The organism is Deltaproteobacteria bacterium GWC2_55_46 (assembly GCA_001595385.3).
Lineage (GTDB): Bacteria > Desulfobacterota > GWC2-55-46 > GWC2-55-46 > GWC2-55-46 > UBA5799.
Genome location: LVEI03000001.1, coordinates 237,448 through 259,847 on the forward strand (window position 1 = coordinate 237,448; position 22,400 = coordinate 259,847).

Below are 22,400 nucleotides of genomic sequence, written 5' to 3' on the forward strand. Positions count from 1 at the left end.
GATTTTGTACACAGGCATCCAGTCGGCAGTTTTAATCAGAAGGCTCAATTACGTAATCTTCGTATCCGTTCTCCTCGCGGCCGGGCTCGCCCCGGCGCTTTGTAGCGCCTTTGCCGGGATAGACGGCGCTGGCACACTCGTAGTGGTCCACCTCCTTGTCACAGCGTTCCTCGCCGCCTCGCTTGGATGGTTCAACCCCAGGGCGGCCCTGGTCTTCCTCATGCTGCTCCTTCCGTGGCAGCCTTTTTTCTCCATGCCTTTCTCCGATGCCCTCGGGAGCACCGGCATAAAGCTCATCGTGGCGACAAAGGAAGTCTACGCGACGATATTCCTCTCGGTCCTTTTTTTAAAGAACTCCAGAAAGGTCAGATGGGGCTATGCAGACATCGCCGCACTGGCCTTTATAGCGGCCTATGCCATCTATTTCATGAAGTCACCGGCTGGTGTCGCGCCAAGGATAGCCTCTTTCAAGGAAGGTCTCATGGTAGTATCTTTTTACCTGATAGGAAGGCTCACGCTCTTCTCAAGGGACGACATAACATGGATGCTCCGGACGACCGTCGCAGTCGCTTTTTTTGTGGCGGCGTTCGGTTTTGTGGAAAGGTTCCTCTTTGACGGCCTCTCATGGAAGTATATAGGGGCCGTCGATTACCTCGAATCGAAGATGGATACCAGCCAGTTCGGCTCGATAGTCATAAACGACCTGCCGCTAAACTGGTTCACATACCTGGGAAACACCCCCGTAAGGCGCATGGTCGGTCCAATAGGTGACGCCACCTCGCTTTCAAGGTTCCTGGCCTTGCCGGTGCTCGCCCTGATATATATGCGCTCCATTGCAGGGCGTTCACGCGTGGCTGTCCCAGTGCGCCTTGTGCTCCTTTTCTTCCTTGGCTCAGCCCTTGCGCTGACGCTCGGCAGGGGCGGGCAGGTCATCCTGATAGGCGGTCTCCTTGTGCTTATCTTCGCGAGAAGGCCGGTCGTGGCGCTTTTGATAGCCGCGCCTCTTGTCCTTGCCCTTCTCGCCGAGCTTGCCATCTTTGACCCCCAGAGCGGGTCGGCGATACGCCACATGGCCGGGCTCGAGAAGGGTGTAGGCGCGCTCTTTGACTCGCCGCTTGGCAACGGTCTCGGCACCTCAGGTCAGATGGCGGTGCTCTACGGGAAGGTCGATGTAAAGGTCTCGGAGAGCTACATAGGCTCGCTTGCCTTCCAGATGGGACTCCCCGGGGTGCTATTATATACGCTCTTTTTTACGCTCATCTCGGCGTATTTTCTGAGGGCGTACCGCCTGTGCAGGCGTACCACTGAAAGCTGGGCGATGCCGCTTCTCGCGTTCACGATCTCGTCAGGCATTTTTTTTACATCCATACTCGCGAACTCCGCGATTGCGCCTATCTCGTCAGGACTGTCGCTTATTTTCTGCGGGGCAGTAAAGGGCGCGCTCGACCATGAGCGCGCCAAGGAAACCCTGAAAGGTAAAGTCATATGATAGCTCAGCTTACCCCTCTCTATATAAAGACCAGGCCCGCAAAGCTGTTCTCAAGGCTTGTAAGCTACGCCCTTTTCGAGGGGAGGCCGCTTACCACAAAGGGGCGCTGGATAAACCCGCTGGTCTTCAGTCTCCTTGCCATGGAAAAGAAGCTCCCGCAGATGAGGAAGGTAGTAAAGCCGATATTCATAATCGGCTCCGGCAGGAGCGGCAGCACCATACTTGGAACGCTTCTTTCAATGCACAGGGATATAGGCTTCCTGAACGAGCCCAAGGCCATCTGGCATACGCTATATCCCTATGAGGACGTGATCGGCAACTATACCGGCATGAAGGCATCTTACAGGCTCGACGCCGCCGTTGCTACACATGATTTAAAGAAGGCGGCGCACAGGATCTTCGGCGCGTACCTGGCGGCGACCGCCTCGCGGAGGCTGGTTGACAAGTACCCTGAGCTTGTCTTCAGGGTCCCGTTTGTACAATCCATCTTCCCTGACGCCAAATTCATATTCCTCATTAGGAACGGATGGGATACCTGCTCGTCGATAGAGAACTGGTCTAAAAAGCACGGCGTGGAATCAGGGCCGGAACTGCACGACTGGTGGGGGAAGGACAACCGGAAGTGGGACCTTATGGTAAAAGAACTGGTCGCCGCTGACCCTGACCTCTCGAAGTCTTTTGATGAAATCTCTGCCTTAAATGACCACACCCAGATGGCCGCGGTCGAGTGGGTCGTTACGATGAGGGCCGGCCTTGAGGAGAAGGAGAGGTCGCCCGATTCGATACACATCTTCAAGTACGAGGACCTCTGTAACAGGCCAGAAGAGGCACTCGACGGGCTTCTCAGGTTTTGCGAGCTTGAAAGCGACGACAAGTTTCTTTCATACGCCCGCGCCGTCCTTAAGCCCAACCCCACATACAAGCGCTTCGATCTGCACCGGGCGGTGCTTCCGGCATTCATGGATACTCTCGCGAGAGCAGGATATTAGATGGCAGAGGCGCCTCTCATTTCAGCGATAATCGAGCCTGTCGGCGGCCACGGCGGGATGAACTATTACGACTACGGACTTTGTAAGGGGCTTGCCTCCGCCGGCGTGAAGCCCGTTCTCTATACCTGTGATTCGACCGTCATAGACAGGGCGCGTCCGTTTGAGACCAGGCTTTTATTCCGCGGTATCTGGGGGAACGGAGGAAAGCTCGGCAGGGGATTAAAATATTTAAGGGGGTTCGTCTTATCGCTCCGTGACGCCCGCAAACGGGGCTGCCGGATAGCTCATTTCCATTTTTTTCACACCACGGCCCTTGAGCTTGCAATGATAACGCTCGCAAGGCTCTACGGCCTTAAAACCGTTATTACGGTCCATGACGTTGAGAGCTTCTCAAAAGGCTCCTCAAAGCGTTTGGCTAAAAGGGTGTTCGGCGGAGCGGACCTGCTCATAGTGCATAACAGGATAAGCCTGGAAGCGCTTGCAGCCATTATCCCGTCAGCGCTCTCCAGGGCCAAGGTCATACCGCATGGGAATTATATGGATTTTGTGAAACCAGTTTCGAGGGAAGAGGCCTTCAAAAAGATCGGCCTTGACGCTGCCGGGCCTGTGCTTCTTTTCTGGGGGCAGATAAAAAAGGTAAAGGGGCTGGATATCCTTATATCAGCCCTGCCTCAGGTGGTGAAGCGCTTTCCCGGATTAAAGCTCGTCATAGCCGGCAAGGTCTGGAAAGACGACTTCTCGGTCTACGGCTCGGCCATAGAGGCTCATGGCCTCAAGGACAATGTAGCCGCGCATATAAGGTATATACCTGATGAGATGGCCCCATACTACTTCAGCGCCGCCGACATTGTCGTGCTTCCATACAGGAAGATATATCAGAGCGGAGTGCTCCTCATGGCCTTAAGCTACGGCAAGGCTGTAGTCGCCTCAGACCTGCCCGGCATGACAGAAATAATAGATGATGGCGTTGACGGGTTTACCTTCAGAAGCGAAGAGCCTGAGGACCTTGCAAGGCGTGTTATCGAAGCCTTATCAGATAAGGACGCATTGAAAAGAGTAGCCTCGGCAGGACTGCGCAAGGCTACCGACGGCTTCAGCTGGGCTCGTATAGGCGAGAGGACGGCTGAGGCGTACAGGGGCATCCTCGATTGAAGCAGGCCTCGATGAAGATAGCCATGATAGGCACGCGCGGCGTGCCGGCGAATTACGGCGGGTTTGAGACCTGCGTCGAAGAGCTTGGCCAGAGGCTCGTTCGGATGGGGCACGAGGTCACGGTATACTGCCGCAAGGGATATTATAAAGAGCAACCGCCAGTCTACCTTGGTATGAGCCTTGTCTATCTTCCCAACCTTAAGTACAAGAGCCTCGACACACTTTCGCATACGTCCCTTTCGATGCTCCACGCGCTTGTGCGCCCCTTCGACGTTCTGATGGTCTTTAACGCCGCCAACAGCCCCACGCTTATCCTTCCCAGGCTCATGCGCAGGAAGACGGCGATCAATACCGACGGCCTTGAGTGGAAGCGCGGCAAGTGGGGTAATGCCGCCAAACGGTACTATAAGTTCTCAGAGTGGCTCTCGACAAAATTCGCCGACAGGGTGGTGGCCGATTCAAGGGGCATACAGGAATATTATAGAAAGACCTATGGCGCCGAGAGCTGTTTTATAGCTTACGGGGCTTATCCTGGCGAGAGCAGGGAGCCGGATAGGATAAGGCAGTTCGGTATTGAAAGGGGAGGGTACTTCCTGCAGGTAACGCGCTTTGAGCCTGAGAACAACCCGCTTCTTACGATACAGGCGTACAAAAGGCTCAGAACAGACAAGAAGCTCGTCATAGTGGGCGCAAGCAGGTACCCAGGCGATTACGCGAGAAAGATATTAAGTGAAGCCGAAGGGAACAGTAATATAATCCTTCCCGGCGCTATCTATGAAAAGGAGCTCCTTGACGAGATATGGTGCAACTGCTTCGCCTATGTCCACGGCAACGAGGTCGGCGGCACCAATCCGGCCCTTTTGCAGGCGATGGCGAACGGCTGTTTCACCCTGGCGATAGACGTAAGCTTCAGCAGGGACGTTCTCGGCGATTGCGGCCTCTATTTCAGCAAAGACGCAAAAAGCCTTGCTGATAAGATGTCGTGGGCCCTTTATAACGATAAGAGCGGCGCGCTCCAGGGATACGGGGAGATGGCGCGCGAGAGGATAAAAATGAGCTACAGCTGGGATAAGGTGGCAACAGACTATGAGGGGCTCTTCAGGGGGCTTCTGAAAAATAAAGGCTCAAACGGAAGGATTAAAAATGATTGAGAAGATAATCGGGATAGCCAAAAAAGCAGGCGCAGAGATAATGGAGGTCTACTCCGGCGAGATATCTGTCGAGTACAAGGACGACCGTTCACCCCTTACGCTTGCCGACAGGAGATCGCACAGGGTCATAGAGAAAGGGCTTAAAGAGCTGGCCCCGGAGATACCGGTCATATCCGAAGAGGGAGCCCTTGTCGATTACAGCGTAAGGAAGGATTACGCCCGCTTCTGGCTCGTTGATCCGCTTGACGGCACAAAGGAGTTCATAAAGAGGAATGGCGAGTTCACGGTCAATATAGCCCTTATAGAGGGAGACCTGCCTGTACTGGGCGTAATATACGCGCCAGCAAAGGGGCTATTGTACTACGCGGGAAAGGGTACGGGGGCTTTCAAGGAAGTGGATGGACTACAGGCGCGCCCAATCGTATCCGAACTTCCGCCAGGGCATGGGATAAGGGCGGTGGTAAGCAGGTCCCATCCTTCAGCCGAAATTGAGGAGTTCCTCAAGGGCTACAGTGTGGCGAGCAGTGTTGAGGCAGGAAGCTCTCTTAAGTTCTGCCTTGTGGCTGAAGGCTCGGCCGACCTCTATCCGAGGTTCGGCGAGACATGGGAATGGGACACAGCCGCGGGACACGCTATAGCCTCGGAAGCCGGGGCTGTAGTCACTCTTCCTGACTCTGGAGAACTGACTTACAATAAAGAGAATCTCAAGAACCCAGGGTTCATAGTAGCCGCTGCAGGAGTGCCCGTAAAATCACGCGGGCAGGCGAAATAATGCCCTTGACTTTTTTTTTGGTTATGTTATTTATAACCTTGTTATCGGAACCCGTACGGCATTATTAATGCCTTTCAGGTCCTCCCGATCAAATAACTTAAAATAGAGAAACACCTCCGCGGGAGTAGCTCAGTTGGTAGAGCGCAACCTTGCCAAGGTTGAGGTCGCGGGTTCGAGACCCGTCTCCCGCTCCATTTCTTTTGCACACCCAAGTCCATTTACGCAAGGTCCGGCCATGCAGCCAGTAAACAAAATGGGCGCGCTCAAGTCCTACATCGACGCGAAGGGGCTTAAATCGACCTCTCAGCGCGACTTCATCGCAGATACCTTCTTCAGGACCACAACACACATAAGCCTCGATGAGCTCCTCAAAAGGGTGAGGAGAAAGACCCCGAATATCGGCTACGCCACCGTCTACAGGACCATGAAGCTCCTGACCGAGTGCGGCCTGGCGATAGCCAGGCAGTTCGGTGACGGGCAGACCAGGTACGAGAACCTCCCTGCTGACGGACATCACGACCATATCATCTGCATAAAGTGCTCGAAGATAGCCGAATTCCACAACCAGAAGATAGAACAGCTGCAGATGGAAGCCGCCAAGAAGCTCGGGTTTACCGTCATTAACCACAAGCTCGAGCTTTACGGCTACTGCCCTGACTGCGGCTGATTATTTTTGGATTATCATTGAAAATGAAAGTTATTATCATCTAAAGGCATGCACGGACACGGAAATAAGAGCGAAGCCGCCGCAGGCGGGTCTTTGGTGCTCGTGGGCAACCCGAACGTGGGCAAAAGCGTCATATTCGGCGCGCTCACCGGCAGGTACGCCACAGTCTCCAATTACCCCGGCACCTCAGTTGAGATCTCCCGCGGGCAGGCCCGCTTCGGCGAGAAAAGGCTCGGCATAATCGACAGCCCCGGCGTAAACAGCCTCGTGCCGATGTCAGAGGACGAGAGGGTCACAAGGGATATACTCATGACCGGGGACGTAGACTGCGCGCTCCAGGTCATGGACTCCAAGAACTTGAGAAGGAGCCTCCTTATTACCCTCCAGCTTATAGAGATGGGGCTGCCGGTGACCCTCGCCCTCAACATGTACGATGAGGCCGGGGAAAGGGGCATCAAGATCGACATGGCGGGGCTCGCGTCTGTTCTGGGCCTCAAGGTAATACCAACGATTGCCACCCAGAGGTGGAACCTTGACAAGCTCGAGGCAGCCTTTTATAACCGTGATATCCCTTCAGCCTCCCTCGTCCGGTACCATGAGGCCATAGAAGACGGGATAAGGAAGATCGAGCCCCTTATCCCGGGCTGCCGCATCTCTGCAAGGTCGGTAGCCATAATGCTCATCTCCGGCGACACGACCCTTAAGCCGTGGCTCTCCAGGTCGTTCAGCCCCGAAGGGCTTAAAACAATAGAGTACGCGCGCGCCTCTGTCCAGGCAAGGTTCCCTGAGCCTGTAGGCTACATCATAAACCGTACCAGGCTCAGGGTTGTCGATTCGCTGGTGTCAAAGGTAGTGAGCCAGGAGACCCTCGGCAAGGGCAAGATAGCTACTTTCCTGGGCTCTGTTACCATGCACCCGCTCTGGGGCATACCCATACTCATAGCGGTCCTCCTTTTCATGTACGAGTTCGTTGGCGTCCTCGGCGCCGGCGTAAGCGTTAACTTTCTTGAATCGGTCGTCTTCGGCGAGTACCTCAACCCCTGGGCCGAACGTGTGGTCGGCTACGCCTTCGCGCCGGGGAGCTTCTTGTACGATATCATCGTCGGGGAGTACGGCATCGTGACGATGGCCTTCACATACGCCATCGCCATAATCCTTCCAATCGTAAGCTTCTTCTTCATATTCTTCAGCTTCCTCGAGGACTCGGGGTATCTCCCGAGGCTTGCCGTCATGGTAGACAGGGTATTCAAGATGATGGGCCTGAACGGCAAGGCCGTCCTCCCGATGGTGCTGGGACTTGGCTGCGACACCATGGCCACCATGACGACCAGGATACTCGAATCGAGGAAGGAGAGGGTGATAGTCACGCTGCTCCTTGCCCTGGGGGTACCCTGTTCGGCGCAGATAGGCGTCATACTCGGCATGCTCGGGTCTATATCCTTTGCCGCTACGGTCCTCTGGGCCGGCATAGTGCTCATGGTGCTTTTCCTGGTCGGGCTCCTGGCCTCAAAGGTGCTCCCCGGCCAGTCGTCCGATTTTATACTCGAGATACCGCCGATGAGGATGCCGCAGCTGTCCAACATGGTGCTAAAGACGCTTGTGAGGGTCGAGTGGTATCTTAAAGAGGCGGTGCCTCTTTTTATAGTAGGCACCCTCGTCCTTTTCACGCTCGACAAGGCCAATGCCATCGGCGCGCTCCAAAAGGCCGCCTCTCCGGTCATAGTGACCCTTTTAGGCCTTCCGGCAGAAGCGACACAGGCCTTCATAGTCGGCTTTTTAAGGCGGGACTACGGGGCGGCTGGCCTTCTTTCCCTTCAGATGGACGGCCTGCTCGACCCGGTGCAGGTCGTCGTAAGCCTCGTCACCATGACGCTTTTCGTGCCGTGCATCGCGAATTTGCTGATGATAGTGAAGGAGAGGGGCCTTAAGGCCGCGTTCTGGATGTCTCTTTTCATATTCCCGTTCGCCATATTCGTAGGCGCGGTCGTGAACTTCGCCTTGAGATACTTTGGTGTTACGTTAAGGTAGGGGGTTTTTATGACGAAGGATAAGGCCGTAGACGAGGTCATGGAGTTTATCTGGTCCCAGAGGGAGTTGGGGAGCAGTTCGATAAAAGAGCTCCTTGGGATAGACGAGGTCGCGGAAGAGGCCGATTTAAACACCCTTGAGAGGATGGTCAGCGGCGGCCTTGTGACGATTTACGGTGACTCCATCACGCTTACCTCTGAGGGCGAGAAGCTCGCCGAGGGGGCCATACGCCGCCACAGGCTGGCTGAAAGGCTCCTTACAGAGGTGCTCGCGATGACCGACGAGAACCTCGAGAAGAACGCCTGCTCTTTCGAGCACACGCTCTCTCCTGAGGTAACGGATTCCATATGCACGCTCCTCGGACATCCGCCCACGTGCCCGCACGGACTGCCCATCCCGAAAGGCGCTTGCTGCAAGAGGGCCAAGGACGAGCTAAAGCCCATAGTCCAGCAATTGAACGTGCTTGAAGTGGGAGAGACGGGCAGGATAATATTCATAGCCTCGAACTCGCATATGAGGCTCGACAAGCTCGGCTCGCTCGGCATTGTGCCTGGGAGCAACGTCAGGGTCCACCAGAAGAGGCCGGCCTTTGTCATTCAGCTCGGAGAGACCACGCTGGCGCTCGACCCCGAGATAATAAAAGAGATATACGTTAGGAAGATAGAGTAGTTTTTTAATACCAATGAGAAGACAGTTTGTCATATTTTTAGCCGCCCTCTTTCTTGTCGTTGGCATCGGGCTTGGCTTCCATCACCATGAGGACGGGCATCTCCATGATGACTGCGCTGTCTGCGTTGTCGCGGCCCACCATCAGTCTGTAAAGACCGCCGGTGCTTCATGGGCGCCTGTAATATCCCTCGTATTCTTTTTATTCGTCTCATCTCCCGTATATATACCCGCGTTCATTCAGGCAGGCAAACAGGTCAGGGCGCCGCCTCGTCTTCACACCCCAGCCAGATAAAACCATCTTCCGCAGACTTTAGCGAAAAAAGGCCGCTCTGCCATCGCACAGGTCTTTTATTCCGATTTCCTGCGCCTGACTTCTATTTTCAAGGAGGCTCAAGTTGAGTTACCTGCTCTCTATTCTTTTTGTATTTTTTTTCGCTTTCCCGGCTTTTGCTGATGATCTCGGATCAAGGCTGAAAGATATCGAGAAAACCCTTAAATCACAGCAGGAGCTTATAGACAGGCTCAAGGCTGAGAAGAACGGTGGCGGAGGCGGGAAACTCCGTCTCATCGACCTCTCCATGGACGCTCTTATCGCGGTCGGCGGCTCTACTGAAGATGATGAGTCGTTGCAGTCCCTCCAGGGCGGCGGCCACGACCCGCGAAAAAGGGGCTTTACAGTGCAGAACATAGAGCTTTCTCTTTCAGGCGCTATAGATCCATACCTCATGGGAGAGGCCCATATAATCTATTTTCTCGACCCTCTTGAGGGAGAGACGGTGGTCGAGCTTGAAGAGGTCTTCATGACCACCATCTCCTTGCCTTACGGCCTCCAGCTTGAGGCAGGCCATTTCTTTACCGAGTTCGGCCGCATTAACCCGAGGCACCCGCACCAATGGCACTGGCAGGACCAGCCGGTCATCAATACCAGGCTCTTCGGCCCTGACGGGATGAGGGGGCCGGGGTTCAGGCTGGGATGGCTTATGCCGCTACCCTGGTTCTCAGAGCTTCATTTCGGCGTCCAGAACGCAAACGGCGAGACCATGGCGAGCTTTCTCGCAAGCGATGAATTTTTTGGCGAGCGCGCCATTGGCGGGAGGCCTTTTGTGGACCGCGGCGTAAAGACGCTTAAAGACCTGGCCTACCTGCTCCGCCTTGATAACTCCCTTGACCTGTCGGATGAGGTAACGGCGTCTATGGGCTTGTCCGCGCTTTACGGGCCTAACGCAACCGGCGCTCAAGGCGAGACCCTTATCTACGGGGCCGACCTTGTAGTAAAGTGGCGTCCGGAGGGCGGCGTGAGGGGTTGGCCGTTCCTCGTATGGGAGACAGAGGTGATGAAGAGGGACTACAAGGCGGCGTCATTCTATGACGATTCAGACCCTTCAGATATCATCGACCTCTCGGAAGAGACCCTCAAGGACTGGGGCCTTTACACGCAATTGATATACGGCTTCAAGCCGGGATGGGCCGCCGGGCTTCGCTATGAGTATGCTACGGGTAGCGGCGAGAGCGTAGGCGGGCGCGCTAGCGACCCCTTCCGGGACGACCGGAGGCGTATATCTCCCCTGGTAACATGGATGCCGACCGAGTTCTCACGCTTCAGAGCTCAGTATAACTACGACAGGGCAGACCATTTAAACGATAAGGAAGCTCATTCGGTATGGCTCGGGGTCGAGTTCATGTACGGGGCCCACGCGGCCCATTCCTTCTAAGGAGGCTGTGATGTCTAAGAAGATACTCTTTACAATAATCATGCTCTTCGCGTTAGCGGCCCCTGCCAGGGCAGGCGTTAATATAGTGGCGACACTTCCCTGGATAGGCGGCATGGCGAAAGAGATAGGAAAAGACAAGGTAAGCGTCACGGTTCTGGTCAAGCCTAACCAGGACGCGCATTTTGTCGAGGCAAAGCCGAGCATGGTGCTTGCCGCGAGCAGGGCCGACATCCTGGTCTACAACGGCCTTGACCTTGAGGTCGGATATCTGCCGCTGATAATCAATTCCTCAAGGAACCCAAGGATACAGGCCGGAGAAAACGGGAACCTCGACTGCTCGAAGTATATAAACGCCATAGAGCGCCCCCATACCGACATCGACAGGAGCATGGGGGACGTCCATCCCTTCGGCAATCCGCACTACCATCTTTCGCCATCAAACATGGCCAGCGTAGCTCAAGGCCTGACCGATACCCTTGCGAGGCTTGATAGCGGCAATGCCGGCTTCTACAGGGCAAACCTCGCCTCGTTTAACAGGACGCTCGAAGCCAAAAAAAAAGAATGGGAGGGGAAGCTCAGCGGCAAGCGGTTCATCTCCTTCCACAAATACTTCGAATACCTTGCAAACGACCTGGGCTTCAGGATAACAGGCTATATAGAGCCAAAGCCGGGGATCCCGCCTTCTTCGGGGCACATGGCAAGGCTTGCTGAGATGATAGCGAAAGACAGGCCTGACGCCATCCTCACTACCTCTTATAACGGCAAGAAAGAGGTAGTGTTCCTGTCAACCAAGACAGGCGTTAAGGCGATAGTGGTACCTCACGAGATCGGCTGCCAGGAGGGCATAGGCGACTGGTTTACGCTTATGGACATGGTCGTGGAATCGCTTAAATAGGAGAAGAGATGGAAGCCCTCAGCATCCTTTTATACCCATTCCTCGCGTGCGTCTTGCTCATATTGGCGCACGCGTACTTCGGTGTGCACATCCTCCAGAGGGGGATAATCTTCGTCGACCTTTCGCTTGCCCAGTTCATAGGCCTCGGCATAGCCTTCTCTTTTTTTCTTGGGGATGACGAAGGGACGAGGCTCCTTTTTTCAGTGGGTTTCGCGGTGCTGGGGGCCTTCATACTCTCTTTTTCAAGACTGATCTCGAGGTTCGTCAATATCGAGGCCTTCATAGGGGTCCTTTATATCTTCTCGCTCTCAGCGAGCATACTTGTCCTCGACATGACGCCTCACGGGTTGGAGGATTTCAAGGCCATCATGAACGGCAGCATACTATGGGTGACCACTGGCGAGCTTCTAAAGACCTTTGCGCTCTACTCGGTGATAGGGCTATTCCATTTTATATTCAGGAAAAGGTTCCTGGGGCTCTCTTTCGAAGATAAGGGCGGGATATTCTGGGAATTCATCTTCTTTTTAAGCTTCGCCTTTGTACTGGTCAAATCTGTCCAGATGGCCGGCATACTCCAGGTCTTCTCTTTCCTGGTGATCCCGGTCCTCATAGGGAAGCTATTTACAAGAGACCTCAAAAAAACGCTTCTTTCAGGCTGGCTGATCGGCGCGGCCTCAAGCGTATTCGGTCTTGGGATGTCTTACCTCTATGACCTCCCGACGGCGCCGTTGATAGTGGCCTCGCTAAGCCTGACCTTTTTCATGCTCCTTGTTTTTAAATACGCGACATCACGCAAGCTCCGTTCTTAAGCCCTTCGCCCGCGCCTTGCCCACGACTCGTATATCTCGGTAAAGATAGCGGCAAGGTCTTTCGTTATTTCCCAGCCTGGATAATGCGAGCTCGCCTTTGAGATATCGGATATGTAGCAGATGTGGTCGCCTGACCGGTTGGCCTCGACATACTCCCAACTCATCGGTATCCCTGATATCGATTCGATAAGCGTGAAGGCCTCGATAATGGAAATGGAGTTCCCCCTTCCGCCTCCCAGGTTGTAGACCTCGGCCCGCCTCGGTGAATCTATGAACCTTTGGATGAAGCCTGTGACGTCATATGAGTGTATGTTGTCCCTGACCTGCTTTCCCTTGTAGCCGTATACCTTGTAGGTCTTTCTATCAAGGTTGCACCTTATGAGATAGCTTAAAAAGCCGTGTAGCTCTACCCCTGAATGGTTTGGGCCGGTAAGGCATCCGCCCCGGAGGCATGCCGTCGGCATACCGAAGTACCTGCCGTACTCCTGCGCCATCACATCGGCGGCTACCTTTGACGCGCCGAAAAGAGAATGCTTGGACCGGTCTATCCTCATATCCTCCGTGATGCCGCGCGCGTATGTATCATCGGCGTAGTCGTACCTTGTCTCGCTCTCCTTCAAGGCCAGCTCGTTAGGCGCGTCTCCGTAGACCTTGTTGGTGGAAAGGTGGACGAAGGGGGCCTCAGGGCAGTACCGCCTCGCGGCTTCAAGGAGGTTGATAGTCCCTCCGGCGTTGGTGTCGAAGTCCTCAAAAGGCATGGAGGCCGCAAGGTCATGGCTCGGCTGTGCCGCGGCGTGTACTATGGCGTCGGGTTTAAGGGCTTTGACCTCGGCAAAAACGCGCTCCCGGTCCCTTATATCTACCTCAAGATGGACGAAGTCCTTATGCTTTTCCTGAAGCCTTCGCTGGTTCCAGCGCGTATCCCCGTGTTTGCCGAAAAAACGCGCCCTCATGTTGTTGTCGATGCCGGCGACCTTCCACCCAAGAATAGAGAAGCGCTCGACCACCTCGCCACCGATGAGTCCGCTTGAGCCTGTAACGAGAAGTTTCCTCATTATGTCCTTTCGTGGAAGGCAGGCGCTTTTAACGGGAATCCGTCTGCGAAAGAGCCGTGGCAAGGATATTTTCTGAAAGAACCTATAAGAAAAGCATAACAGAAGTTATCCGGTGCGCAATTGCGCTGATAGTCGGGAATGAGTATTTCAGGGGGCTCGGGTCTTCGGTCGTTCAAGAGCTCTACAGCAATTTTAAAATACACAAAACCCTTGGAATATGGTAACCTTTCCCCCCTATGCACCACTCGAATTTCGTCCACCTCCACCTGCATTCCCAGTACAGCCTCCTTGACGGCGCGATAAGGCCGGAGGCCCTGATAGCGCTCGCGAAAGAGTACAGGATGCCGGCTGTCGCCGTAACAGACCACGGCAACCTCTTCGGGGCTGTCGAGTTCTATCAGAAGGCCATGCAGAAGGGCGTAAAGCCAATAATCGGCTGCGAGCTATATGTCGCGCCGGGCGCGCGCACCGAAAAGACGGCGATCAAAGGCGAGTACGCCTTTCACCTGGTCCTGCTTGTCAAAAACCTCAAGGGATATCAGAACCTCTGCAAGCTCCTGACACGGGCCTATACAGAGGGCTTCTACTATAAACCGAGGGTTGATAAGGAGATACTGAAGGAATATAACGAAGGGCTTATAGCCTTGAGCGCGTGCCTGCACGGCGAGGTGGCCTATAACTTAAGCATCGGCCAGAGGGAGGCTGCTGAGAATACGGCTTCTGAGTACAAGGCGATCTTCGGCGGGAGGCGCTTCTATCTCGAGATACAGCATAACGGCATAGAGGAGCAGGAGCGCGTCAATAAAGAGCTTGTACAACTCGGCAAAAAGCTCGACATCCCGCTTGTCGCCACGAACGACTGCCATTACCTGAAGAAAGAGGACTCGCGAGTCCACGACGTGCTCCTTTGCATACAGACCGGCACGACCGTGAACGCGGCCAACCGCATGCGCTTTTCAACGGACGAGTTCTACGTCAAGTCCCCTGAAGAGATGGTAGAGGCCTTCAAAGACACCCCTGAGGCGATAGCGAACACCATAGAGATAGCCGAGAGGTGCAACTTCGAGCTTAGCCTGGGCAAGAACTTCCTGCCCGAATACCCGGTCCCGGAGGGTGAAACGCTCGATTCGATAATAGACGCCAAGGCACGGGAAGGGCTTGAGAAGAGGCTTGCGACGATGCGCAAGGCAGGAGCAGACGTCGAGGCGCTCAAGTGGCAGTACTACGACAGGCTTGAAAAGGAGCTGAAGGTCATAAAGGGGATGGGCTTCCCCGGCTACTTCCTCATAGTCACGGACTTCATAGACTACGCCAGGAGCGTAGATATCCCTGTCGGCCCTGGCAGGGGCTCTGCCGCCGGTAGCCTGGTTGCCTATTCGCTCGGCATCACCAACATCGACCCCATAAGGTACAACCTCCTTTTCGAGAGGTTCCTTAACCCGGACAGGATATCTCTGCCTGATATCGACATCGACTTCTGCTTCGAGAAGAGGGACGAGGTAATAAAGTACGTAACCCGGAAATACGGGGCTGACAAGGTCAGCCAGATAATAACCTTCGGCCAGATGAAGGCCAAGGCCTGCATACGGGACGTGGGCAGGGCGCTCGATATGCCTTACGGCGACGTCGATAAGATCGCCAAGCTCGTCCCAAATACCCTGAATATTACCATAAAGGAGGCCATTGAGCAGGAGGCCCGGCTCAAGGAGCTTTACGACAAGGATCCGAAGGTGCGGGAGCTCCTGGATACGGCGGTAGCCCTCGAAGGCCTCCCGCGCCACGCCTCGACGCACGCGGCGGGCGTGGTCATCTCAAACAGGCCGCTTGAAGAGTACCTGCCCCTTTATAAGCAGCAGAAGGAAGATTCGATCACGACCCAGTACACGATGAAGGACGTCGAGAAGATCGGGCTCGTGAAGTTCGACTTCCTGGGCCTCAAGACCCTGACCGTCATCGACAAGACGGTTAAGTTCGTAAGATCGAACAGAGACGTTGACCTTGATATCGAGGCGTTGCCTCTCGCCGATGAAAAGACGTATAGCCTCATTGCGAGCGGTGAATCGAACGGCGTATTCCAGCTTGAAAGCTCCGGGATGAAGGAGCTCCTGCGCAAACTCAAGCCCACGACCTTCGAGGACCTCATAGCCGCCGTCGCGCTCTACAGGCCAGGCCCTTTGCAGAGCGGCATGGTCGACGACTTCATCAACAGGAAGCACAAGAAGACCGTCATCACCTACGAGGTGCCAGAGCTAAAGGGCATCCTTGAGAACACCTACGGCGTCATGGTCTACCAGGAGCAGGTCATGGAGATCGCCAAGGTGCTCGCCGGGTACACCCCCGGAGACGCCGACGTCCTCAGGAAGGCGATGGGAAAAAAGCTCCCTGAGGAGATGCTCGTACAGAGGACCAGGTTCCTCGAAGGGAGCAAGAAGAAGAACATCGACCAGAAAAAGGCCGAGAAGATTTACGACCTCATGGCCAAGTTCGCCGGCTACGGCTTCAACAAGAGCCACAGCGCGGCATACGCCCTCATAGCCTTTCAGACCGCGTATCTAAAGGCCCATTACACCGCAGAATTCATGGCCGCGCTTCTGGGCGCCGACATGGGCAACACAGACCAGGTCGTAAAATACATAAACGAGTGCAAGGAGCTTGGAATAGGCGTAGACCCGCCTGACCTGAACGAAAGCTCGATGGAATTTACCGTCTCCGGAAAGCGCATCCGGTTCGGCCTGGCCGCCGTCAAAAACGTCGGAGAGGCGGCGATAGACGAGATGCTCAGGGTCAGGCAGGACGGGAAGTTCACCTCCATGCTCGATTTCCTTTCAAGGGTCGATTCACGCAAGGTGAACAAGAAGGTCATCGAGAGCCTCATAAGGTGCGGGGCGTTTGATTTCACGAAGGAGAAAAGGGCGCAGCTCATGGCTGAGCTCGACCCCACAGTGGAGGCCGCCCAGTCCATGCAGAGGGACAGGGAGCTTGGCCAGTCCTCGCTCTTTGACGCCTTCGGCGGTGGCGGCGGCGGAGAGGCGGTCAAGCCGTCGATAAACGTCCCCAGGGTGATCGAGTGGGAGAACAAGGAGCTCCTTGCCTACGAGAAAGAGACGCTGGGGTTTTATTTTTCAGCCCACCCCCTTTCCGGCTACAAGCGCGAGCTTGCGCTCTATGCCACGGCCATCGATTCATTGTCCGAGAAGAAGAACGAGGACGAGGTCACGATAGGCGGCATCATAGCGGAGCTCAAGGAGATAACCACCAAGAAGGGCGACCGCATGGCCTTCGCGAGGATTGAAGACCTCACGGGCTCTGTCGAGGCGGTCATATTCTCGGACCTCTATAAAAAGGTGCGGGACGTTATCTCAAGCGGTTCTCCACTCATAGTGTCAGGCAGGCTTGACAAGGAAGAGGACGAGGTAAAGCTCATAGCTACCGGCATGGTCCCGATAGAAGAGGCCGGCGGGCAACAGCTCAAGTCGAGGAATACCCATATCCACGCCCCTGTGGACGGGCTTACCGCGGAAAAGCTCATGGAACTTAAGAAGGTCATTCAGGAGCACCCCGGAACCTCGACGGTGATAGTACACCTGGTCTATCCTGACAATGGCAGTGTGATAATAGGGGTAAATGAATCGCTCAAGATGAGCCCTCAGGAAAGCGCTGTGGCGAGGATAAAGGAACTTATAGACGGCGCTCAGGTTGAAATTATATAGTAGGGCAATTCCTTTTAAAGGGACATGACATGTACAGGCACTGGCTCGAATTCGAGAAACCGGTAGAGGAAATAGAAAAAAAAATCGAGGAGCTTCGCGCCTACGAGGCAACGGGCAACGTGAGGTCTTCCGAAGAGATCGCGAAGCTTGAAAAGAAGGCCAGGGGGCTATTAAAGGAAATATACGGGAAGCTTACGCCCCAGCAGATAACCCTTGTGGCGAGGCACCCGGACAGGCCGTATACGCTGGACTATATCCAGAACGTATTTGAGGAGTTTATGGAACTCCACGGAGACAGGGCCTTCAAGGACGACCCGGCGATCGTCGGCGGGCTCGCCAGGCTCGAAGGGACCCCTGTCATGGTCCTCGGCCAGCAGAAGGGAAGGAATACCAAGGAGAAGGTCCATCGCAACTTCGGCATGCCGCATCCGGAAGGATACAGGAAGGCATTGCGCCTCTTCGAGCTTGCCGAAAGGTCCTACATACCTGTCTTTACGTTCATAGACACGCCTGGCGCGTACCCCGGGGTAGGCGCCGAGGAGAGGGGGCAGTCGGAGGCGATAGCCACGAACCTCATGGTCATGTCGAGGCTCAAGGTGCCTGTCATAGCAACGGTCATAGGCGAGGGCGGCAGCGGTGGGGCGCTTGCCATAGGTGTTGCCGACAGGGTCAACATGATGGAGTACTCAACATATTCGGTCATCTCACCAGAGGGCTGCGCCGCGATACTCTGGAAGGACGGGAGCAAGGCAGACCTTGCGGCAAAGGCATTGAAGATAGACGCTGGTGAGATGCTTAAAATGGGCGTCATCGATAAGATAGTGAAAGAGCCTCTTGGCGGCGCCCACAGGGAGCCGCAGACAGCCTACAAGAACCTTAAAGCCACCCTTTCAGCCCAGCTCAAGGAATTGAACGCCTTGGAGACCGCTGAGCTTGTCGAGGCTCGCTACAGGAAGTTCCGCGCGATGGGGGTCTTTGCCGAGCCTAAAAGATAAATAAAATATTTGATTTTTTTAAGGGGATACATTACCCTGTTCTTTTAAAACTCAGGAATTTCAAAGGCATATGCCGACTACCAGGAACAACATAACCGACCTCAGGAACCAGATAGACTCGATAGACCTCGAGATACTGGAGCTTTTAAACAAGCGGGCCGGTCTCGTACTTGAGGTAGGCAAGATAAAGGCGAAGGAAAACAAGGATTTCTATGTGCCTGAAAGGGAGCAGGAGGTCCTTAAAAGGCTCATGGATAGAAACCCCGGCCCTTTGCCGAACCAGGCATTGAAGAACGTCTTCAGGGAGATAATGAGCGCATCGCTCTCTCTTGAAAAACCGCTCCGCATAGCCTTCCTCGGCCCGGTCGCCACCTTTACGCATCAGGCCTGCATGCAGCACTTTGGCCTCTCCGGCGAATTTCTGCCGAAAAAGGACATAGCCGATGTCTTCGACGACGTGGAAAAGGGCAGGGCGGACTTCGGCGTCGTCCCTATCGAGAATTCTACCGAAGGCGTTGTAAGCCACACCCTCGACATGTTCGTGCGCTCGGACCTCAAGATCTACTCCGAGGTGATGCTCGAGATCTCACTCGCTCTCCTTAACAAGACCGGGAAGATCACCGACATAGCCAAGGTCTGCTCGCACCCGCACGCCCTGGCGCAATGCAAGAACTGGGTAAAGGGGAACCTGCCGAACGCGCTCGTCTTCGACGTATCGTCTACCGCTTTAGCGGCGCAGATGGCGGCTGAGGACTCATCGACCGCCGCCATAGCGTCTATAGCGGCAGCAAACCTCTACGATCTGCGCGTCATAGAGAAGAACATCGAGGACAACTCGAACAACTTCACCCGCTTTCTCGTCATAAGCAAGAACATCGCCGGCAAGACCGGCAGGGACAAGACATCGCTCATGTTCGCGATAAAGGACGCCCCGGGCGCCCTCTATTCCATGCTCAAGCCTTTCGCCTCGCGGGGATTGAACCTTTCGAAGATTGAATCGAGGCCGCTTAAGACCAAGGCCTGGGAATACGTCTTCTTCCTCGACCTTGACGGCCACATAAACGACGAACCGGTGAGGGAAGCCATATCAGAGCTTGAAAAATCATGCTCTTTTTTAAAGATACTCGGCTCATATTCCAAATCACAGCAGGCTTGAACTTAAATGTTGACTATGCGCAAACTCAATATCCCTGTCTCAGACAATATCAGTTCTCTTGTGCCCTATCCGCCCGGAAAGCCCATCGAGGAGCTTGAAAGGGAGCTTGGGATAAAGGGCTCAATAAAGCTCGCCTCGAATGAGAACCCGCTCGGCCCGTCGAAGAAGGCCGTTGAGGCCGTCTCAAAGGCCCTTGGCGGGCTCCACAGGTACCCTGACGGCTCCTGCTATTACCTGAAGGAGAAGCTCTCGGCGATACTCGGGGCCACGCACGAGATGATAACCTTCGGCAACGGGTCGAATGAGATAATCGAGCTTCTTATCAGGGCATATCTCAAGCCCGGAGACGAGGCGATAATGGGTGACCCTTCCTTCGCGGTCTACCCGATCGCCGTAAAGGCCGTTGGCGGCATATCCAGGCTCGTGCCGTTAAAGAACATGACGCACGACCTCAAGGCCATGGCCTCTTCCATAAACAGGAATACGAGGCTCGTCTTCATCGCCAACCCGAATAACCCTACAGGGACGATGGTCACAGGGGCGGAGTTCTCGGATTTCATGGAAAAGGTCCCGGAGAACGTCATAGTATGCGTTGATGAGGCCTATTACGAGTTCGTACGGAGCAAGGACTTCCCTGACACGCTTTCTTATATAAAAGAGGGAAGGCCCGTTGTGATGCTCAGGACCTTCTCCAAGATATACGGGCTTGCCGGCTTGAGGATCGGCTACGGGGTAGCCCATCCCGAGCTAATGGATTACATGAACAGGGTGCGCCAGCCGTTTAACGTCAATAGCCTTGCCCAGGCAGCGGCCATAGCTGCCCTTGACGACGTCGAACATCTTGAGAGGACCAGGCAGAATAACGCGGTAGGCCTTGCCTATCTCTTCGGGGAGCTCTCGAAACTCGGCTTCGAGTGCGTTGACACCGAGGCGAACTTCTTCCTCGTAAGAGTGGGTGACGGCAAGGGGGTCTACGACGCGCTTTTGAGAAAGGGCGTTATCGTCCGGCCCATGGCCAGCTACAACATGCCCGAATACATACGTGTCACGGTAGGGCTGCCGGAAGAGAACAAGAGGTTTCTGGAAGCCTTCATGGAAGTCGTGCTTTAGATAAAGTGCATAACAGGACGGGGGGAGATTTTATGATAATAGTTCTTAAAAGGGACGCCACGCCGGAGACCATCGAGCACGTGGTGGAAAAGATAAAGGCGGTGGGGCTCGCTGTCCACATCTCAAAGGGCAAGGAGAGGACGATAATAGGAGCCATTGGGGATGAAGAGCTCCTGGCATCGATATCGCTCGAGGCCCTGCCGGGTGTCGAGAGCGTGATGCCGATCCTCAAGCCCTACAAGCTTGTAAGCCGCGAGTTCCGTAAGGAAGGGACTGTAATAGACGTAAACGGTGTAAAGATAGGCGACACCGAGCTACAGGTCATAGCCGGCCCGTGCAGCGTGGAGAGCAAGGCGTCTCTTGTCAGCTGCGCGAGGCAGGTACAGGCCGCCGGGGCGAGGATATTGAGGGGCGGGGCCTTCAAGCCCAGGACGTCGCCCTATGATTTCCAGGGGCTCGGCGAGGACGGCCTCAAGCTCCTTGCCGAGGCCAAGAAGGAGACCGGACTTCCGATAATAAGCGAGCTAATGGACCCGAGGGACACCGAGCTTATCTGCGAATACGTCGATATCGTCCAGATAGGCGCGAGGAACATGCAGAACTTCAGGCTCCTGATGGAAGTAGGGAAGGCCAGGAAGCCTGTGCTCCTCAAAAGGGGCCTTTCAGCGACCATTAAGGAGTTCCTCATGTCAGCCGAGTACATAGCCTCGCAGGGCAACTCCGATATAATACTATGCGAGCGCGGCATAAGGACATTCGAGACCGCCACCAGAAATACGCTTGATCTTAGCGCGGTACCGGTACTTAAGGAAGAGACGCACCTCCCTATATTCATCGACCCCAGCCACAGCGCGGGCAGATGGAACCTTGTGGCCCCGCTCGCCAAGGCCGCCCTGGCGGTAGGAGCAGACGGGCTTATGATAGAGGTCCATCCAGACCCTGAGAACGCGCTCTGCGACGGCGCCCAGTCGCTCAAACCCAGCAAATTCGCCAGCCTGATGGATGACCTCCGTAAGGTCGCGGCCGCCGTGGGCAGGACGCTCTGAGGCCTTATGGCAAGGGCCGGACGGCCCTTGCCTCCGTCCGTTTTATTAAAAAATCCGACAAGCTCATGTAAGGTCAGATGATAGAGTCTTTGCATTTCAAAAAGGTTGCCATCATAGGGGTGGGGCTCATAGGAGGCTCGCTCGCCCTCGTCTTGAGGCGCAAGGGTCTCGCCTCTGAGATTACCGGTATAGGCAGGGGGCTGCCTAATCTTGAGGCCGCTAAAAGGCTTGGCGTCATCGATTCGTTCACCAGGGATATAGCCGATGGCGTAAAGGACGCGGACCTTGTCGTAGTGGCGGTGCCGGTACTCAAGATAGCCGATACAATAAGGCAGGCCGCCCCGAACCTGAAGCCAGGCTGCATCGTGACGGATGTGGGGAGCGTCAAGGCCTCTGTGATAGAAGCTGTCGGGCCTGTTATGCCGGCCGGGGCGCATTTCGTGCCTGGACACCCGATAGCTGGAACAGAGAACTCCGGCGTCGAAGCCTCTTTCCCTGAGCTGTTTATCGAGAGGAAGTGCATACTCACTCCTACCGCAAAGACCGATCCGGCGGCGCTTAAGGCCGTAAAAGGTATTTGGGAGGAGGCTGGCTCTACGGTCGTGGAGATGGACGCCTCTGTGCATGATATGATACTCGCAGCCGTAAGCCACCTGCCGCACATGATAGCCTATACACTCGTGAACGCCGTAGCACAGACCGAGGCCGCGGGCGAGGACGTAATAAGCTACTCTGCAGGCGGTTTCAAGGACTTCACCAGGATCGCCTCAAGCTCCCCGGAGATGTGGGCGGATATCTGCGCCATGAACCGGGAGCCCATACTCAAGACCATAGAAGGCTTTCAGAGGCGGCTTGCCGCCTTGAAAGAGCTGATAGAAAAAGGCGACCAGCCGGGTCTCAGGCAGGAGTTCGGGATGGCAAAGGGCATAAGGGACTCTCTTTTAAAGGGTCGCGGGTGAAAGAGTGGGATTGACCAAGGCGAAAGACATATTCTC

The 22,400-nt window shown here is 55.1% G+C and carries 18 protein-coding genes and 1 tRNA gene; 18 read left to right on the plus strand and 1 reads right to left on the minus strand.

Annotated features, from left to right (window positions below; translation table 11 throughout):
• Positions 1–4 precede the first annotated feature (4 nt).
• The 12 genes from A2V21_301135 to A2V21_301190 all read left to right on the plus strand — a co-directional run bounded on the left by A2V21_301135 (position 5) and on the right by A2V21_301190 (position 12,333).
• On the plus strand, positions 5–1,489 hold the full coding sequence (locus A2V21_301135) for a hypothetical protein (protein ID OIJ72982.1): 1,485 nt from the start codon (positions 5–7) through the stop codon (positions 1,487–1,489).
• Positions 1,486–2,478, plus strand: coding sequence for a hypothetical protein (locus tag A2V21_301140; GenBank protein OIJ72983.1), 993 nt, complete (start codon positions 1,486–1,488; stop codon positions 2,476–2,478). Before A2V21_301135 ends, A2V21_301140 begins: the two co-directional genes overlap by 4 nt.
• Positions 2,479–3,630, plus strand: coding sequence for a hypothetical protein (locus A2V21_301145; protein OIJ72984.1), 1,152 nt, complete (start codon positions 2,479–2,481; stop codon positions 3,628–3,630).
• A complete protein-coding gene (locus A2V21_301150) occupies positions 3,627–4,781 on the plus strand; it encodes a hypothetical protein (GenBank protein ID OIJ72985.1) in 1,155 nt (384 codons plus the stop codon). Before A2V21_301145 ends, A2V21_301150 begins: the two co-directional genes overlap by 4 nt.
• The gene (locus A2V21_301155) at positions 4,774–5,553 is read left to right on the plus strand and encodes a 3'(2'),5'-bisphosphate nucleotidase (GenBank protein ID OIJ72986.1); all 780 of its coding nucleotides are present in this window, start codon (positions 4,774–4,776) and stop codon (positions 5,551–5,553) included. The genes A2V21_301150 and A2V21_301155 overlap by 8 nt, the downstream gene beginning before the upstream one ends.
• A 118-nt stretch (positions 5,554–5,671) precedes the next feature.
• A tRNA-Gly gene (locus A2V21_301160) sits at positions 5,672–5,747 on the plus strand.
• 41 nt (positions 5,748–5,788) lie between these two features.
• Entirely contained in the window at positions 5,789–6,220 is a 432-nt protein-coding gene (locus A2V21_301165; GenBank protein ID OIJ72987.1) for a transcriptional repressor, read from the plus strand.
• A gap of 48 nt (positions 6,221–6,268) precedes the next feature.
• A complete protein-coding gene (locus tag A2V21_301170; protein ID OIJ72988.1) occupies positions 6,269–8,248 on the plus strand; it encodes a ferrous iron transport protein B in 1,980 nt (659 codons plus the stop codon).
• A gap of 9 nt (positions 8,249–8,257) precedes the next feature.
• Positions 8,258–8,917 carry a hypothetical protein gene (locus A2V21_301175; GenBank protein ID OIJ72989.1) on the plus strand — a complete coding sequence of 220 codons (660 nt, stop codon included), beginning with the start codon at positions 8,258–8,260 and terminating at the stop codon, positions 8,915–8,917.
• Between the two features lie 395 nt (positions 8,918–9,312).
• Positions 9,313–10,629, plus strand: coding sequence for a hypothetical protein (locus A2V21_301180; protein OIJ72990.1), 1,317 nt, complete (start codon positions 9,313–9,315; stop codon positions 10,627–10,629).
• Positions 10,630–10,669: 40 nt separating this feature from the next.
• On the plus strand, positions 10,670–11,524 hold the full coding sequence (locus tag A2V21_301185) for a hypothetical protein (protein ID OIJ74998.1): 855 nt from the start codon (positions 10,670–10,672) through the stop codon (positions 11,522–11,524).
• A gap of 8 nt (positions 11,525–11,532) precedes the next feature.
• The gene (locus A2V21_301190) at positions 11,533–12,333 is read left to right on the plus strand and encodes a hypothetical protein (protein ID OIJ72991.1); all 801 of its coding nucleotides are present in this window, start codon (positions 11,533–11,535) and stop codon (positions 12,331–12,333) included.
• Here the strand turns inward: A2V21_301190 and A2V21_301195 are convergent.
• Positions 12,330–13,388, minus strand: a complete 1,059-nt coding sequence (locus A2V21_301195; protein OIJ72992.1) for an NAD-dependent epimerase — start codon at positions 13,386–13,388, stop codon at positions 12,330–12,332. The two genes, A2V21_301190 and A2V21_301195, sit on opposite strands and share 4 nt — an antisense overlap.
• Before the next feature lie 236 nt (positions 13,389–13,624).
• On the opposite strand from A2V21_301195, the gene A2V21_301200 reads away from it, so the two are divergent.
• The 6 genes from A2V21_301200 to A2V21_301225 all read left to right on the plus strand — a co-directional run bounded on the left by A2V21_301200 (position 13,625) and on the right by A2V21_301225 (position 22,364).
• Positions 13,625–17,098: a DNA polymerase III subunit alpha gene (locus A2V21_301200; protein OIJ72993.1), complete on the plus strand. Its 3,474-nt coding sequence runs from the start codon at positions 13,625–13,627 to the stop codon at positions 17,096–17,098.
• 29 nt (positions 17,099–17,127) lie between these two features.
• Positions 17,128–18,093, plus strand: a complete 966-nt coding sequence (locus tag A2V21_301205; protein ID OIJ72994.1) for an acetyl-CoA carboxylase carboxyltransferase subunit alpha — start codon at positions 17,128–17,130, stop codon at positions 18,091–18,093.
• 70 nt (positions 18,094–18,163) lie between these two features.
• A complete protein-coding gene (locus A2V21_301210; GenBank protein ID OIJ72995.1) occupies positions 18,164–19,249 on the plus strand; it encodes a chorismate mutase in 1,086 nt (361 codons plus the stop codon).
• Between the two features lie 15 nt (positions 19,250–19,264).
• Entirely contained in the window at positions 19,265–20,359 is a 1,095-nt protein-coding gene (locus A2V21_301215; protein OIJ72996.1) for a histidinol-phosphate transaminase, read from the plus strand.
• A gap of 32 nt (positions 20,360–20,391) precedes the next feature.
• Positions 20,392–21,405, plus strand: a complete 1,014-nt coding sequence (locus A2V21_301220) for a 3-deoxy-7-phosphoheptulonate synthase (GenBank protein OIJ72997.1) — start codon at positions 20,392–20,394, stop codon at positions 21,403–21,405.
• A gap of 77 nt (positions 21,406–21,482) precedes the next feature.
• Entirely contained in the window at positions 21,483–22,364 is an 882-nt protein-coding gene (locus tag A2V21_301225) for a prephenate dehydrogenase (GenBank protein OIJ72998.1), read from the plus strand.
• Positions 22,365–22,400: the final 36 nt, after the last annotated feature.